We start from the raw sequence: 14,491 nt of genomic DNA on the forward strand, positions 1-14,491 counted from the left end.
GATATTTTCCGTGGTACCACCCTGATTGGACCGGCATACAGGCTCAGATAGCCGTGCTCGCATAGAAAACCGGTCCCACTTGCATAGCCGTAACGGTGGCCGCCGGACTGGCTTAATCTCCCGGGGGAATTTCAGCCGTCGCCTCCCGGGTGATTTTCAAGCGGTTTAAACTGCGCCCGGCTCACACCTAACCCGGACTCTCTGGGCAGTCACGCCGTTTACTCTTCCCGATCACAGGCACTTTGTATCGACAATTTACAACTACATTATTATATAAAATAACGCCCGCTCAGTCAATAATTGAGCTTATCACACACCTGCCGGACAGTTAGCCCTTCAACCCGCACCGTTTTATTGCGCCCGGTATGCCCCCGGCAAACAGCCACCCGGCCTTTGCCCACCCCCAGCAGTTCGGCGATAAATGCACAGCAGGCCTTATTGGCCGCGCCATCCACCGGCGGGGCGGTAAGCCGAACCTTCAGAGCACCGTCCAGGACACCGGCCACTTGGTTTTTAGCGGCCCGGGGCTGCACCCGTACTTTAATGGATACACCACCCGCATCCTCTTTAATATCCAGCATGGCTCCGCCGCCTCCCACCGGTTGCACCGCAAATTCCTTGCTGTAATTATTTTAAATAACCGCTGTCTGCTATATATAAAAACAGTTCGCTGTTAGTTTACTATTTCATGATCTATAAACCAGTTATTCTATCTATACAAACCAACCCGACCAATACGTCATTAATCCTCACCGTCTTCCCGCGCCCCGGCCCCATCACCGTCAGCACCAGGCTCAGCTTGCGGCACGGCACCTTGTCCATCCTCGCCGGCATCGCCACCGGCAACAACGTCGGCCCGGCCCGCGGCCGCTTCCAGCCAACCCGGCCCCCCACTATTCATCAATTCCCGGGCCTCTTCTTCCTGACCGTCCAGCAAGCTTATTTGGGCATCCAGGAAAGAACGAAATTTAACCCGAAACATCTGGGCCTGCTTATTAAAAAAGCGATATTCTTCCATAACATCTCTAACCCGGCTTTCAGCCTCTTCAATGCGGTACCTTGCCCGCTCCCGCGCTTCCTGAACCAGCCGCCCCGCTTTTTCCTCGGTATCACCGATAATTTTCTCGGCCTGCAAACGGGCATTTTCAAGCTGCAGCTCAGCCTCCTGCCGGGCATTACGCTGCAGATCATCGGCATTTTTCTGCGCCATAATAACAGCGTCTTTAATTATTTTCTCCATTTCCAGATATCGCGCTATAGCCACTTCGCCATTTTCCAGTTTTTCCCTTAAAGAATGGTTTTCCAGATACAACGTCTCATAATTTTGTATCAGCTGATCAAGGAACTTGTCTACTTCTTCCTCATTATAACCACGAAAGGAGCGTCTGAACTCTTTTTTCTGGATATCCAGTGGGGTGAGCATATGCGACACCTCCGCAACAGATTTTTTGATCAAATTCCCAAGCTCCCACTTCTACAAGTGGGAGTGCCTATTTTAAATTCAGGTGGGGCAGAATCCCCATCTGCAACCCTGCTGTTCGGCTTAGCTGAACGAGTTCATTTTAACGGGCTAAGCCGTAGCGATGCAGCAACAGGTTGGTGCGGCCTTTTTTTGTCTGCCCGCCGGTTTGTTCCACAGCCACACGGCCGCGGCCGCGAGCGGAAATCATATCACCGGAGCGTATCGGCGCAGAAGGATTAAGGCAAGGGCGCCAGTTAAGGTATATTTTACCGGCCGCAATTTCGCGGGCCATTTTAGTTCGGGACAGTCCGAACCCGCAGGACGCCACCGCATCCAGGCGCAGCGACTGTACTGTAACCTTAATTTCACGATAATCCCGGACGGGCGGTTTAAGGGCTGCCCGGCTAATTTCCTGAACGGTGACCCTAACACGCCCCACACCGGTAAGCCCCACTTTGATAAAACCGGCTACCTCCGCGGCCACAATAAGCTGGGCGCCATTCTCACCTACAAGTATATCCCCGAGCTTCTCCCGGCGCAGGCCAAGACCCAGCAGCGCCCCCAGATAATCCCGATGGGTAACGGTCTTAAAACGAAAGTTACCTCGCACATCAAGAAAGTCCAGCCCGGCATCAGCGTTCCCGGGGTCTACATAATCGGGAGAAATTAAAACCCGCGATCTTTCCGCCGCGGGATAGCCACCGTCCACCGCCACCGCCAGGTCGGGAATATATCCCACTGCCCGAGCAATCATTGCACAGCGACAGGGATCGTAAAAGTCAGTAACCTGTGGCCGGTGGCTTTGTTTAGCCACTTCCGCCAGGTCCAGAACCCGGGCCAATGTTTCCTTGTCCTCCCGATTAACTGCCAGGCTCAGAAATTTGTCCGGGAACATAATGCTCACCCCGTTTTAATAAATACCTATAGAATGCAACAGTCTTATAATTAAAGTACCCAATAGCTTAAGCGCAAAAAAGGCGGCTATCGGTGAAAAATCGATCATACCTACCGGAGGAATCAGCCTCCTAAAAAAGCCCAACACCGGTTCAGTGGTTTCAAATATAAACCTGACCACCGGCTGATAAGGGTTCACCCTGACCCAGGATAGAATAATACGGATAAAAATCAACCAGGTATATACCTCGATGGCATAGTAAACTACTGTTGCAACACCAATGTTCATAATTCACCCCATTTGGTTATTTGTTGTTCCCGGATTGCCGGCCGGAACGCCGGCAGGCGACTTCCACAGCCCGGTACAGCGCGGCTCTTATACCGCCCTCTTCAAGGGCATACAATCCCTCAATGGTAGTACCCCCGGGTGTGGTTACCATGTCCTTGAGCACCCCCGGATGGCAGCCGGTTTCCAATATCATGCGGGCACTGCCCAGCATAGTCTGCGAAGCCAAAGTCAGGGCCACGTCTCGCGGCAGCCCCATGCGCACCCCGGCATCAGCCAGCGCCTCGGCTATGATATACATATATGCCGGGCCACTGCCGCTAAGTCCGGTTACCGCATCCATTAATTTTTCGGGCACCGATACCGCCCGGCCCACCGCGCCGAATATAGTTAAAGCCAATTCCCGGTGTAAGTCTGTGGCCCATTGTCCACAGCACACTGCCGCAGCTCCGGCACCCAGCAGCGCAGGCGTATTCGGCATCACCCGTACTACCGGCACTTGACCGGTTAGAAATTTTTCTATGTATGTAGTGGTAATACCCGCGGCAATAGAAATTACAGTGTGCTCCGGGGTGAAATAAGCACCCGCTTGTTCTAACACATCACCCATAACAAACGGCTTTAGGGCTAAAATAATTATATCAGCATCGGCAACCACCGCGTTATTTGCGGTTGTTACCCCAACCGCAAATTTTTCCGCCAGATAATTCCTGCGCTGCTCATTCAAGTCACTGACCGTTATCTGCCGCGCCAAAATCAGCTCAGCGCGGGTTAAACCCGTGATCAGCGCCTCCGCCATCGCTCCTCCGCCGATAAGGCCCAGCCTTTTTTCTCCCAGTTCCATGATTTAGCATCCTCCCGTGCTTACTTCACCCAGTTCAAAATACCCTTTTCTTTAATTTGTTCCTTTAGATCAACTTCTATATCCACATTACTGGGCACAAAAAGGAAAATACCTTTGCCTACTTTTTGCATGCTGCCGTCCAGCGCGTATGTGGCACCACTGACAAAATCAACCACTCGTTTAGCCAGCTCGGGCTCGGCCTGTTCCAAGTTAACAATTACCGGTCGGTGATTCTTTAAATTATCGGCAATAACCTGTACTTCGTCAAAGCTTTTGGGCTCAACTACTGAAACCCGCATCTGCCGCTGGCTGTGCAAGCTAACCACCTGGCCTTTATTTTTCCTGGGTTTCTGGATAACCGTTTTTTCCTCTTCAATGGCACGCAGATCCTGTTCCCGACCCTCTTCCTGTTCCTCCTCAAAACCCATGAAATTAAGCATTCTGTCCATTAATCTTGCCACATTCACCCACCGTCCCTTTCACTCATAATTAAGTTATTTAATATACACGGGAGCCAAAGATCGCCGTACCCAAACGAAGCATATCGGCGCCTTCCTCCACTGCCACTTCAAAATCATTGGTCATACCCATGGAAAGGTGTTCTAAACCATGTCTATCAGCCAGCAACCGCAGTTCCCTGAAGTAAGGACGAACTTCTTCAGGATTCGGAGCATAGGGAGCAATAGTCATTAACCCTTGTACCGATATTTGGGGCAAATCCCGTAACGCCGTGAGAAAATCGGGTAATTCCACAGAAGACAGTCCGTATTTGGTTTTTTCTCCGGAGGTATTCACCTGAACCAGCACCCGGGCCGCCACCCCAAGCTTAACAGCACGCCGGTTAATCTCCTCGGCCAGGCTGAAACGATCCAGGGAATGAATCAAATCCACCCGGCCCACCACATATTTTATCTTATTGGTCTGCAGGTGGCCAATCATATGCCAGTGTATATCAGCCGGCAAAGCGGTGATTTTATCATTCAATTCCTGAACCCGGTTTTCTCCCAGGTCAATAACTCCCCCTTGAACAACTTCCCGTATACGGGGCACTTCCACCTTTTTGGTTACGGCTATTATTTTAATCTGTTTTAAATCACGACCGGCCCGGGCAGCAGCTAAGCGTACTTTTTCCCTGACTTGCTGCAGATTGTCCCACACTTCCATTGCATCACCGCCTAATTCAGCCGGACACCTTCCCGCGCCCAACCGGGGTTTTTTATAAAATGTACCGAGTTGCTTAACGCATCGCCGCTAACAGCCGCCATACCTTGCAAACGGTCATGCACCGCAACCGGCATCCAGCGAATAGCTTGCTTGGATATTACATAAAGGCCCGGTTTACCTTCTTTAAAAACTATCGACTCTTCAGGCACCAGCCAGCCGGTCATCTGCCGGGTAACCAAATCAAGCCGCACTCTCCGTTCATGGATGTAATTTTCCGGATATCGGGATAATTCTACGAACATACTTAGAGTATTTTCCCCAAGACCGGCCTGAATTATCTTTCCCGCCAGCTTCCTGTCTTCCCCAAGCAAGGTCACCGCCGTATTCTTTTTAAATGAACGAGCCGCGGATTCATCCAAATTATCCAGCTGGATGAAAACCAGCAGTGGCTGCAAATTGTCTACCACTTTGCCGATAAGCTGCCCGCCGGCCACTTCATCCGCTATCGGCGGCACGCTGCCGCTTATTTTTTCAACCGCACTCATATCCAATACATCAATCATACCGGGTACAAGCACACTTTCCAAATTATCCAAATGGGTACAGAAGACACCCGCTCCGGGGCTCCAAACCTTTTGGTCCACAGTACCACTTATCTCAGCCAGCAGCGCTCCCGTACGCAGCCGATCGCCGTCCTGTACCAGCAGCCGCAACCGACCGGCTGCCGGCGCTTTAACCGGCTCCTCATGCTTTATCAGCAAACCTTCAACAGCCAGGGTTTCCCTAATTTCATCATGTTCCAGGGACTGCACATCGAGCAAATGCAGCAGCACATTATTTTTGGCCCAGGCCAGTGTATTCCAGGCACCCCAAAGAGTTAATCCCGTCCCGCACACTAACGCAATCAGCACAAGGATAAACCGACCGGGACGCACTCTGTATTTGCCCACACTGTCCCCCCTTTAGCTATTTAGTTAGTACCAAGTACAATTCAGGCACTGTTGCATAGAAATTTGTATTAATTTATATGATTGCACAGCGCAACATATATGGGAATAGGTAAAACGATCTATTTTCTTAAAGTTTTGTCAAATCATATCCATCATAGCCTTGCTAAACCAATATATATTATTATCTACCTCGCAAAACTAAAATTTCCTGCCTGAGAAATAAAAAAACGACCCTAAAGGGTCAAAATAGCTAAATTTATTTTTAGAGTATACAATACACAATATATACGCGCATCACGAGAGTCCAGCTTAACAACCGGCGCCGCTCATTTCGGCATCAAGCACCTAATTCAGCTCGTGCCGCTCACCGGTTACCAAATAGATAACAGCCTCGCCTATATTGGTAGCATGGTCGGCAATCCGCTCAATATATCTGCTGACGTATAGTAAATAAGCAGACTGGTATACATTGACCGGTTTTTCTTTCATACAGCCAATTAATTCGCGAAATATGCGATTAAAAATAAAGTCCACTTCATCGTCCATGGCACACATATCCGTGGCTTTATGAACATCCCTTTTAACATAGGCGTCCAGCCCGTCTTTTACCATCTGCTGCACAATATCCGCCATTTCGGGTATGTATTGCACCGGCCGAACCGTGAAGGGGTGGCCGGACAAGCACATAGTGGCCCGGGCAATATCCACGCAGTGGTCGCCCATACGCTCCAGACTGAGCAATATTTTAATACCGGTTACGGCTACCCGCAAGTCTTTGGCCATAGGCTGCTGGGTGGCCATTACCCTGACGCACTTTTCTTCAATTCCCAGATACAGTTCATCGATCATTTCATCGCCCATGATTACCTGAGCGGCCAGGGCCACGTCCTGCTTCACCAGCGCCTGCACCGAATCGTATACCGCCTGCTCCACCAGACTGCCCAGACGAAGAATATCCTGCTGTATTTCTTTTAAGGTTCTCTCAAAGTTAGACCTGGCTGTCATGCATACTCCCCCCATATTTTAGCCAAAACGCCCCGTTATATAATCTTCGGTACGCTGATCTTTAGGTGTGGTAAAGATATCGCCGGTGGCACCGTACTCCACCAAATCACCGGTCAGGAAAAACGCGGTATAATCGGAAACCCGGGCCGCCTGCTGCATGTTGTGGGTAACAATGATAATGGTATAGTCCTGTTTTAACACTTGGATAAGTTCTTCCACCTTAAGCGTTGAAATAGGGTCCAAAGCCGAGGTAGGCTCATCCATCAGAAGCACCTCGGGCTCCACCGCCAGTAACCGGGCAATGCACAACCGCTGCTGCTGTCCGCCGGAAAGTCCAAGAGCCCCCTGACGCAAGCGGTCGCTCACTTCATCCCACAAAGCCGCCGCCCGCAAACTCATTTCTACAATTTCATCCAATTGCTTGCGATTTTTAATTCCATGAATGCGAGGTCCAAAAGCAACGTTATCATATATGGACATGGGAAAAGGGTTGGGCTTCTGAAATACCATTCCCACCTTTTTGCGCAAGCTTACTACATCGCACTTTTCACGGTAAATATCCTCACCGTCAAACAAAACCCGGCCCTGCACCCGCACGCCTTCATACAAGTCATTCATACGGTTTAAGACGCGTAAAAATGTGGATTTACCACAGCCCGACGGGCCAATCAGAGCGGTAACCAGGTTGGCGGTCACTTCCAGATCAATATCCCGCAGGGCTTGAAATTCTTTATAGAACAAGTTTAATTTATGCACCGATATTTTACTGTTCATTTTTCAACCCCATCATATCAGCTTAATACATAATCAGTTGCACCTTTATAATTGTACCAGTCGTAAATTAGATGGGTGTTAGGCCATTGTTAACTTTTGATTAAGACGCATACCAAATAAGCCATAACATTTCCGCCGAACAATTTTCCGGTAGGGACCAATAACCGGTCCGCCCCCCGGCTACTTATCCGAAGGGCTGTCCATGGGCAGGAATACCGAAAATATGGTACCTTTACCTACAACGCTTTTCACTTCTATCCGCCCCCCGTGCCCTTTGATAATATGCTTAACAATAGCCAACCCCAGCCCGGTACCGCCCATTTCCCGTGAACGCGCCTTTTCCACCCGGTAGAAGCGCTCGAATATGCGGGGCAGGCTATCCGCCGGTATGCCCGCGCCGGTATCGGCCACGTCCAACCTGAGCTCATCACCGTACAATGAAGTGCTAATTGTCACGCTGCCCCCCGGCGGCGTATATTTTATGGCATTGTCCATCAGATTAATCAGCACCTGGGACAGCATATCAGGATCACCGAAAAAAGAAGGCAGCCGGGAGGACAGGTTAGCTTTTATAGCCACTTGTTTTTCTTCGGCAGATGTACCGCACACCGCCAGCGCCCGGTCTACCAGCTCACCTATTTTAACCCGCTGCCAGCGGTACGCTGCCCGACGTTCCTCAATTCTGGAAAGGTCCAGAAGATCTTCCACCAGCATAGCCAGCCGCCTGGTCTCATCAGCAATAATTTCCAGAAAATGCTTGGTCATCTTCGGATCATCGGTACCACTTTCCAGCAATGTTTCCACAAAGCCGCGGATAGAGGTGAGCGGCGTTCTCAGCTCATGGGACACATTGGCTACGAACTCGCTGCGCAGCTGTTCCATGTTTTTTCGCTCTGTGATATCCCGCAGCAGCACCACGGCCCCACCCTGCCCGCTGCCGTACAGCGGCGTTATATGCAGGTGAAAAATACGCGGCTCGGGAGAAAGGAATTTAATTTCCCGGGTCAGTGGCTTTTGACAGCTTTGCACTCTTTTCAATAAATGGTCCAAATCGTAATTGCGAATTACCTCCAAAATATTCTTACCCATGCACTCCGTCCGGGTTACCTCGAACAATGTCTCCACAATCGGATTGACCATCATAATACAGCCTTCCCGGTCCACCGCTATCACACAATCATCCATACTGTTTAATATAGTCTGAGCTCGGTTTTTCTGCTCCGTAATTTCATCAATGGTAGCTCGCAGACGAGCAGCCATATCATTGATGCTCCTGGCCAAATCTCCTATTTCGTCTTCGGTGGAGATATTGATTTGCCGGTTTAAGTTGCCCCGGGCAATTTCCTGTGCGGTCTGAGTAATTTCATTGAGCGGCTGGATAACCCGGCGGTAAAGCACCCAGGCCAACACTATGGTAATAACCCAAAACACAGCTATAGCGGCACCGATATTGATTTTTTCTACGGTATAAAGTTTTAAAAAAGCAAGAAAAAGCAGCAGCATAAAAAAATAACTGGCCACCGGACGCCAGCTAACACCTTGAAAAAAACGATTTAAATTCACTCCGCGGGCACCTCCCTGAACCGGTAACCCACTCCGCGCACTGTTTCAATATACTGCTGCATGCCATCATACTTCTCCAGCTTTTGTCTGAGATGCCGGATATGCACATCCACGGTGCGGGAATCACCGGCAAAATCATAGCCCCAAATTTTTTCCAGCAGATGGTCCCGGGAAAAGACCTTGCCCGGTTCGCCGGCTATAAAGCGCAGCAGTTCAAATTCTTTGGGAGTCAGATCCTGGCGTTCGCCGTCCACCAACACTTCAAAGCGTTCTTGATCAATAACCAATCGCCCCAGCACCATCCTCGCACCTCTGGTGTCATGGACTTTTTTATCCTGTCCGGTCTGCAGCCGGCGCAGCCTGGCCTTGACCCGGGCCACCAGCTCACGGGGAGAAAAGGGCTTGGTGACATAATCATCGGCGCCGATTTCCAAGCCCAGTATTTTATCCAATTCATCTCCCTTGGCACTAAGCATGATAATAGGTATATTTCTGGTATTTGAATTATGATTCAGCCGGCGGCAAACCTCCAGACCGTCCATGCGGGGCAGCATCACATCCAGGATAATTAAATCGGGCACTTTGGCCTGCGCCTCATTGACCGCCTCCTGGCCGTCATAGGCCGCCATAACTTGAAAACCCTCCCGCTCCAGGTTGAACTTAATTAATTCCACAATATTTTTTTCATCATCCACAACCAGTATTCTGGGCACTTAAATCATCCCCCGGTCAGCATTTATTTAAGCATTATCAACGAGGCCATCCTTCCGGTACGACTATTTTGTTTGCGATACGAATAAAATAAATCGTCCCGGCAAGAAGTACAGCAGTCGGCCATAGTGATATTTTCAGGCCGTACCCCCGCATCCAGCAGCAAGCGGCGGTTTACCGAGGGCAAGTCCAGCCACCAATGTCCCGCCCGCCCGGGGCGGGCCGGTGCCGGCCCGCCGGGCAAACAACTTTCCACTGCTTCCATAACAGGGGCGTCGACTTCGTAACAACAAGGTCCGATGGCCGGTCCCACCGCGGCTAAAATATTTTCCACCCTACTGGCATGGTTCTCCGCCATATGACGTACTGTTTTAGCACCTATATTCAATACCGTCCCCTTCCAACCGGCATGGGCCAAAGCAATAACCCGGCGCACCGGATCAAGGAACAGCAAAGGCACGCAGTCGGCGTAATAACTGGAAATCAACAGGGACGATTCGGCTGTCACCAAAGCATCTACATCGGGCAAGGCATCCTCCCATGCAGTGGCGCCCCGGCCGGCATGCACCGCATGTACAGTGCTTACCCGGTCGCCGTGCACCTGCCGACCCGCTACCAAACAGCCGATGTCTGCATCCAAAGCCCTGCATATCCGCTGACGGTTGACCACCACGCCGCCGGGGTCATCACCTACATGCAATCCCAGATTCAAGGATTGGTAAGGCGGCGGACTGACTCCGCCCAAGCGGGTGGTAAACGCATGAGCCACCAGCCCGGTGGCGGTAAAGGAGGGCACGGTTAAATAAGCCAGATCACCGCAGCGGTGGAGATTAAAACCACCATGCATGCACAATTTCCTTTCTTTTTGATTTATCGGCCATGCTTAGGAAACCTTATCAAGCAAAGATGCCAATTGTTTTAACTGTTCCATTACCCGCTCGAAATCGCTTGAACTGGGTGAGGACTGCAAAAAACCGTCCATTCTTGATGCCATGGCATGGTAGGCCCTTTGCAATTCCTCGGCGCTGAAAACAACTCCGGGGGTTAGATCTATGGTTTCCTGCCAGGACGGTGCATACGCGCTGATCCCGGTTTTTTCCGGTACCACCTTTTCCATCACCGCCAGCGCCTCCGGGGCGCCGTGTACCAACATAACCCGGCCGGGCTTTTGTGCAAAGGCATTCACCCAATCCAACAATCCCTGCTGGTCGGCATGCGATGAATAACCGTCTATATATCTGATATCCGCCCGCACCTTAACTTCTTCACCATGAACGCGAATAGAGGGCACCCCGCTAAGCAGCCGCTGCCCCTTGGTACCGGGAGCCTGGTAACCTACAAACAGCACAGTGCTCTCAGGCCGCCACAGGTTATGCTTTAAATGGTGCTTGATGCGCCCGGCATCGCACATGCCGCTGGCTGAAATTATAATAGCCCCGCCTTTTAGCTCGTTAAGTGCCCGCGATTCTTCCACAGTGCGGGACAAGTGCAGCACCGACATAGTAAGCGGGTTATCTCCTTTTGATATGAGCCGGCTGGTCTCCTGATCAAAATGTTCGTAATTCCGTTTAAAAACTTCGGTAGCGGCTACAGCCATGGGACTGTCAATATACACCTGCATCGGAGGCAGCCGGTCCTCCACCAGCAATAAATTAATATCATAAAGCAAATCTTGAGTACGCTCCACGGCAAAGGCAGGAATAATCAGGTTGCCGCCCTTATCATAGGTTTCCTGAATCACCGCGCGCAATTTTTCCAACCGGTTGCCCTTGTCGCGGTGCAGTCTGGCACCGTAAGTAGACTCCATGACCAGGTAATCCGCTTCGTCTATAAGCGTGGGGTTTTGGACGAAGGGCTTGCCGATGGCCCCCAAATCCCCGCTAAATACCAGCTTGGTTTGTTTAGTTCCCTCACGCACCCATAATTCCAGTATAGCCGAACCAAGTATATGACCGGCGTCCATGAAACGCACAGAAATGTTCTCATCCAGGCTTATAACCTGGTTATATTTTGCCCGCTCAAATTTTTTTACACAATCAAAAGCATCTTCGGCAGTATAAATAGGGTCAATAAGTTTTTTACCCGCCCGCATGGCCTTGCGGTTTAATCGTTCTACTTCCATTTCTTGAATATGGCCGCTGTCGGGCAGCAACACTTCCAGCAAATCCACGGTAGCCCCGGTGGCCAGTGCCCGGCCCCGGAACCCGTGCTTATACAGCTTGGGAACCAAACCGCTGTGATCGATATGCGCGTGAGTGATGAGCAAATAATCCACTGTTTGGGGTATCATGGAAAAAGGCAGGTAGTTGCGCTCACGGGACAAGCGGTGACCTTGAAACATACCGCAATCAATCATTATTTTTTTGTTGGCTGCTTCCACAACATGGCACGAACCGGTGACTGTCTGAGCCGCGCCGTAAAAAGTTATCCGCATTTTAGCCTCCCGCTGTTTAGTAAGCCACGGGGATATTTCCACTGTCTCTCATTCGGTCCCTCAATACACCAGAGATCGTCCAAAGCATCCACATGACTCTATTAATCTTTTAAAATTAGGGCATAGTATTATGTAGTACTATGCAGAATTGATAATGTAATTAATTATTCACTTTTTGAACTGTAATCCCTGCAAAATAAGAAGGAAAAAGTAATTTACCGAACGCACCGAAAAAAATAGCTGATGCCCCCTTGACAGTGAAGGCCGCTCGCCATACATTATAAAAAGAAGGGAGTGTATAAAATGCCGATTTACGAATTCCGTTGTCATAAATGCGGACACCGTTTTGAAAAATTATGCTCCGTAGGCGAAAGCGGTGCAAATATGCAATGTCCCGCTTGCTCAGCCCCGGCACCCCGAAGAGTTATGTCGGGATTTTGCAAAAAAGGGTCTGACGATCCGGTTACCGGCGGAGGCGGCGGATGCAGTACTTGCAGTTCCTCCAACTGCAGCTCATGCGGCCGTTAAAGAGGCCATAACAAACGATTTGATTTAATAAAGGCAGCCGTATTGTTACAGGCTGCCTTTAAGTTTCCGACACATACATTTAACGAACACAGGTCATTACTACATCATCAATGCGTACCGTGTTGTCGTTGCCGGTGCGGGGCCGGAATACAAAGCGCAGCTCCGCACGATCGGTACGTGCCGGCAGCACCCCGGAAGTAAAGGTATACTGCTGGTAAGTATTATTAGGCAGAACACCCGGAGTATAAGCCGGATCAACCCGTCCGATCAGCCGGCCCGCGCTGTCGTATATAAATATTTCCGCTTCCAGTACAAAATTGGCCGTCCGCCCGGACCGTACATGCTCCATACCCCAAAAAGTTATTTGATAAATGCGATTGGGTTCGGCATCTACCGTCTGGGACAGCACAGCCTGGCGTCCGGAATCCCTGCCCAGCTCCGCGGCATAATTACCCGCATGAGCCGCCGTAGTGCGAAAGACATTATTACCCGACCAGACAGCGGGTGTATTTCCATCCAGCCACCTTTCGATACCCGGATCGGATAACATGTTGGTTTTCGGGCAGGGCTGCGGGGTCGGGGGCGGGGTCGGTGTCTGCCCGGATCGCACCACTTGGATAGTAACCTGCACCGACTGACCGCTTAAGGTTCGAGCCACATTAAAGGCCCGAATGGTAAAGTTGTCCGGGGTTACAAAATTACCCTGCTTGTTGCGCAGGTCCCAGGTGGCATTATAAGTACGACATTCACCGGGCCGCAGCACCTCCGTACCGGCAGCCTGAGTAAAAAACTGGTCGTCCGACCAGCGCCAGACTTCCCGGCCATTACGCAGCGCCACAAAATCATAGCGCTGGCCTGTATTATAGCGCAGCCTAATGGTATTGCCCGATATATTACATTTTCTAAAGGTTATGCGCACCCGTTCTCCGCGCTGATAACGAGCCCGGTCGGTGCTAATGGTATAGCGCAGGCCGTCCACTATTCTGTTGGCGGTCGGGTCCCCCCCCGTGCCGCCCATACCGCCCGGCCGTCCAACCGGGCTGTCGTTATCCGGAATATCTATTCTTTGTCCTACCCATAAATAATTGGGATTAGCTATATTATTCAACTCAACCAACTGCTGCACGGTAGTACCGTGCCGGTAGGCAATGGATGCCAATGTATCGCCGGGTTGTACTGTATACGTCACTCATTATCCCTCCTTTCGCTCATAAACCTCTACACATTTTTATGTACCAAAGGAAGGAAAAGTGCTATTTAGTTTGCTGGAGAATGGTGGTAAAGCCGAAAAAAAATTATTTAAATATTTGACACTAAGGAAGCGTCAGACAGCGTATTTCACCGGTCAGGGAAGCCGGTACATCTATAAGCCGCTGATTCAGTGACCCCCTGAAAGCCAGAGAAATATCGCGCTGGTCCTCTTCGTAAGGACCATCCACCAATACATCAATATATTGCAGCACCGGCCATGTTTTGACTTCTTCAAAGGTATACCCGGTATATACCCAGATACTGTATTGCGGGTACTCTTCGCGCACCAACCGCAATATTTCAAGCAACGCATCCGCCTGCATCAGCGGATCGCCGCCGCTGAAGGTAATTCCTCCGGTCAGCGGTGAAATATTTTGCTTGATTAATTGCAATACCTCACCCGCAGTCATTTCACGCCCACCACCAGCCGGAATCAAATCAGGATTATGGCACCCCCGGCAGTGCCTGGGACAACCTTGGGTGAATATCACCAGCCTGAAGCCGGGACCATCCACCACGCTTTCTTTGATAATGCCGGATATTTTAATTATACGCATCGCAACACCTTCCATAACTGCCGGCCAAGCGGCTTTTACCGCGGCAAACGTTCCCCCGCCTGGTGTCC

The 14,491-nt window shown here is 50.6% G+C and carries 17 protein-coding genes and 1 other annotated feature (1 of these 18 running past the window's edge); of the genes, 1 reads left to right on the forward strand and 16 read right to left on the reverse strand.

What is annotated here, in order from left to right; all coding sequences use genetic code 11:
* Nucleotides 1–244, reverse strand: a binding site (T-box leader) (it extends 10 nt beyond the left edge of the window).
* 49 nt (nucleotides 245–293) lie between these two features.
* From ABDB91_RS13870 to ABDB91_RS13935, 14 genes are all read right to left on the reverse strand, one after another.
* On the reverse strand, nucleotides 294–581 hold the full coding sequence (locus tag ABDB91_RS13870; RefSeq protein ID WP_347488298.1) for a DUF167 domain-containing protein: 288 nt from the start codon (nucleotides 579–581) through the stop codon (nucleotides 294–296).
* Nucleotides 582–742: 161 nt separating this feature from the next.
* Complete coding sequence (locus ABDB91_RS13875; protein ID WP_347488299.1) at nucleotides 743–1,456, reverse strand: DivIVA domain-containing protein; 714 nt, start codon at nucleotides 1,454–1,456, stop codon at nucleotides 743–745.
* A 106-nt stretch (nucleotides 1,457–1,562) separates the two neighbouring features.
* Entirely contained in the window at nucleotides 1,563–2,357 is a 795-nt protein-coding gene (locus tag ABDB91_RS13880; protein ID WP_347488300.1) for a YlmH/Sll1252 family protein, read from the reverse strand.
* A 15-nt stretch (nucleotides 2,358–2,372) separates the two neighbouring features.
* Nucleotides 2,373–2,645, reverse strand: a complete 273-nt coding sequence (locus tag ABDB91_RS13885) for a YggT family protein (protein WP_347488301.1) — start codon at nucleotides 2,643–2,645, stop codon at nucleotides 2,373–2,375.
* 16 nt (nucleotides 2,646–2,661) lie between these two features.
* A complete protein-coding gene (gene proC / locus ABDB91_RS13890) occupies nucleotides 2,662–3,486 on the reverse strand; it encodes a pyrroline-5-carboxylate reductase (RefSeq protein ID WP_347488302.1) in 825 nt (274 codons plus the stop codon).
* Nucleotides 3,487–3,506: 20 nt separating this feature from the next.
* Nucleotides 3,507–3,947 (reverse strand): cell division protein SepF, encoded by a 441-nt coding sequence (sepF, locus tag ABDB91_RS13895; protein ID WP_347488303.1) that lies wholly within the window; start codon nucleotides 3,945–3,947, stop codon nucleotides 3,507–3,509.
* A 37-nt stretch (nucleotides 3,948–3,984) separates the two neighbouring features.
* The gene (locus ABDB91_RS13900; RefSeq protein WP_347488304.1) at nucleotides 3,985–4,650 is read right to left on the reverse strand and encodes a YggS family pyridoxal phosphate-dependent enzyme; all 666 of its coding nucleotides are present in this window, start codon (nucleotides 4,648–4,650) and stop codon (nucleotides 3,985–3,987) included.
* A gap of 11 nt (nucleotides 4,651–4,661) precedes the next feature.
* Nucleotides 4,662–5,600, reverse strand: a complete 939-nt coding sequence (locus ABDB91_RS13905; RefSeq protein WP_347488305.1) for an HlyD family efflux transporter periplasmic adaptor subunit — start codon at nucleotides 5,598–5,600, stop codon at nucleotides 4,662–4,664.
* 345 nt (nucleotides 5,601–5,945) lie between these two features.
* Nucleotides 5,946–6,605 (reverse strand): phosphate signaling complex protein PhoU, encoded by a 660-nt coding sequence (gene phoU / locus ABDB91_RS13910; RefSeq protein WP_347488306.1) that lies wholly within the window; start codon nucleotides 6,603–6,605, stop codon nucleotides 5,946–5,948.
* An 18-nt stretch (nucleotides 6,606–6,623) separates the two neighbouring features.
* The gene (gene pstB / locus ABDB91_RS13915) at nucleotides 6,624–7,379 is read right to left on the reverse strand and encodes a phosphate ABC transporter ATP-binding protein PstB (protein WP_347488307.1); all 756 of its coding nucleotides are present in this window, start codon (nucleotides 7,377–7,379) and stop codon (nucleotides 6,624–6,626) included.
* A gap of 180 nt (nucleotides 7,380–7,559) precedes the next feature.
* Nucleotides 7,560–8,942 carry a phosphate regulon sensor histidine kinase PhoR gene (gene phoR, locus ABDB91_RS13920; protein ID WP_347488308.1) on the reverse strand — a complete coding sequence of 461 codons (1,383 nt, stop codon included), beginning with the start codon at nucleotides 8,940–8,942 and terminating at the stop codon, nucleotides 7,560–7,562.
* Nucleotides 8,939–9,655: a response regulator transcription factor gene (locus ABDB91_RS13925; protein ID WP_347488309.1), complete on the reverse strand. Its 717-nt coding sequence runs from the start codon at nucleotides 9,653–9,655 to the stop codon at nucleotides 8,939–8,941. Before ABDB91_RS13925 ends, phoR begins: the two co-directional genes overlap by 4 nt.
* A gap of 23 nt (nucleotides 9,656–9,678) precedes the next feature.
* Nucleotides 9,679–10,500, reverse strand: a complete 822-nt coding sequence (gene pgeF / locus ABDB91_RS13930) for a peptidoglycan editing factor PgeF (RefSeq protein WP_347488310.1) — start codon at nucleotides 10,498–10,500, stop codon at nucleotides 9,679–9,681.
* A 36-nt stretch (nucleotides 10,501–10,536) separates the two neighbouring features.
* Nucleotides 10,537–12,087: an MBL fold metallo-hydrolase gene (locus ABDB91_RS13935; RefSeq protein ID WP_347488311.1), complete on the reverse strand. Its 1,551-nt coding sequence runs from the start codon at nucleotides 12,085–12,087 to the stop codon at nucleotides 10,537–10,539.
* 303 nt (nucleotides 12,088–12,390) lie between these two features.
* Between ABDB91_RS13935 and ABDB91_RS13940 the strand changes: the two genes are divergently transcribed.
* Complete coding sequence (locus tag ABDB91_RS13940) at nucleotides 12,391–12,615, forward strand: zinc ribbon domain-containing protein (protein WP_347488312.1); 225 nt, start codon at nucleotides 12,391–12,393, stop codon at nucleotides 12,613–12,615.
* A gap of 79 nt (nucleotides 12,616–12,694) precedes the next feature.
* Here the strand turns inward: ABDB91_RS13940 and ABDB91_RS13945 are convergent, their stop codons facing one another.
* Complete coding sequence (locus ABDB91_RS13945) at nucleotides 12,695–13,804, reverse strand: BsuPI-related putative proteinase inhibitor (RefSeq protein WP_347488313.1); 1,110 nt, start codon at nucleotides 13,802–13,804, stop codon at nucleotides 12,695–12,697.
* Nucleotides 13,805–13,928: 124 nt separating this feature from the next.
* Nucleotides 13,929–14,423, reverse strand: a complete 495-nt coding sequence (gene nrdG / locus ABDB91_RS13950) for an anaerobic ribonucleoside-triphosphate reductase activating protein (RefSeq protein ID WP_347488314.1) — start codon at nucleotides 14,421–14,423, stop codon at nucleotides 13,929–13,931.
* Nucleotides 14,424–14,491 lie beyond the last annotated feature (68 nt).

It is taken from the genome of Desulfoscipio sp. XC116 (assembly GCF_039851975.1).
Lineage (GTDB): Bacteria > Bacillota > Desulfotomaculia > Desulfotomaculales > Desulfallaceae > Sporotomaculum.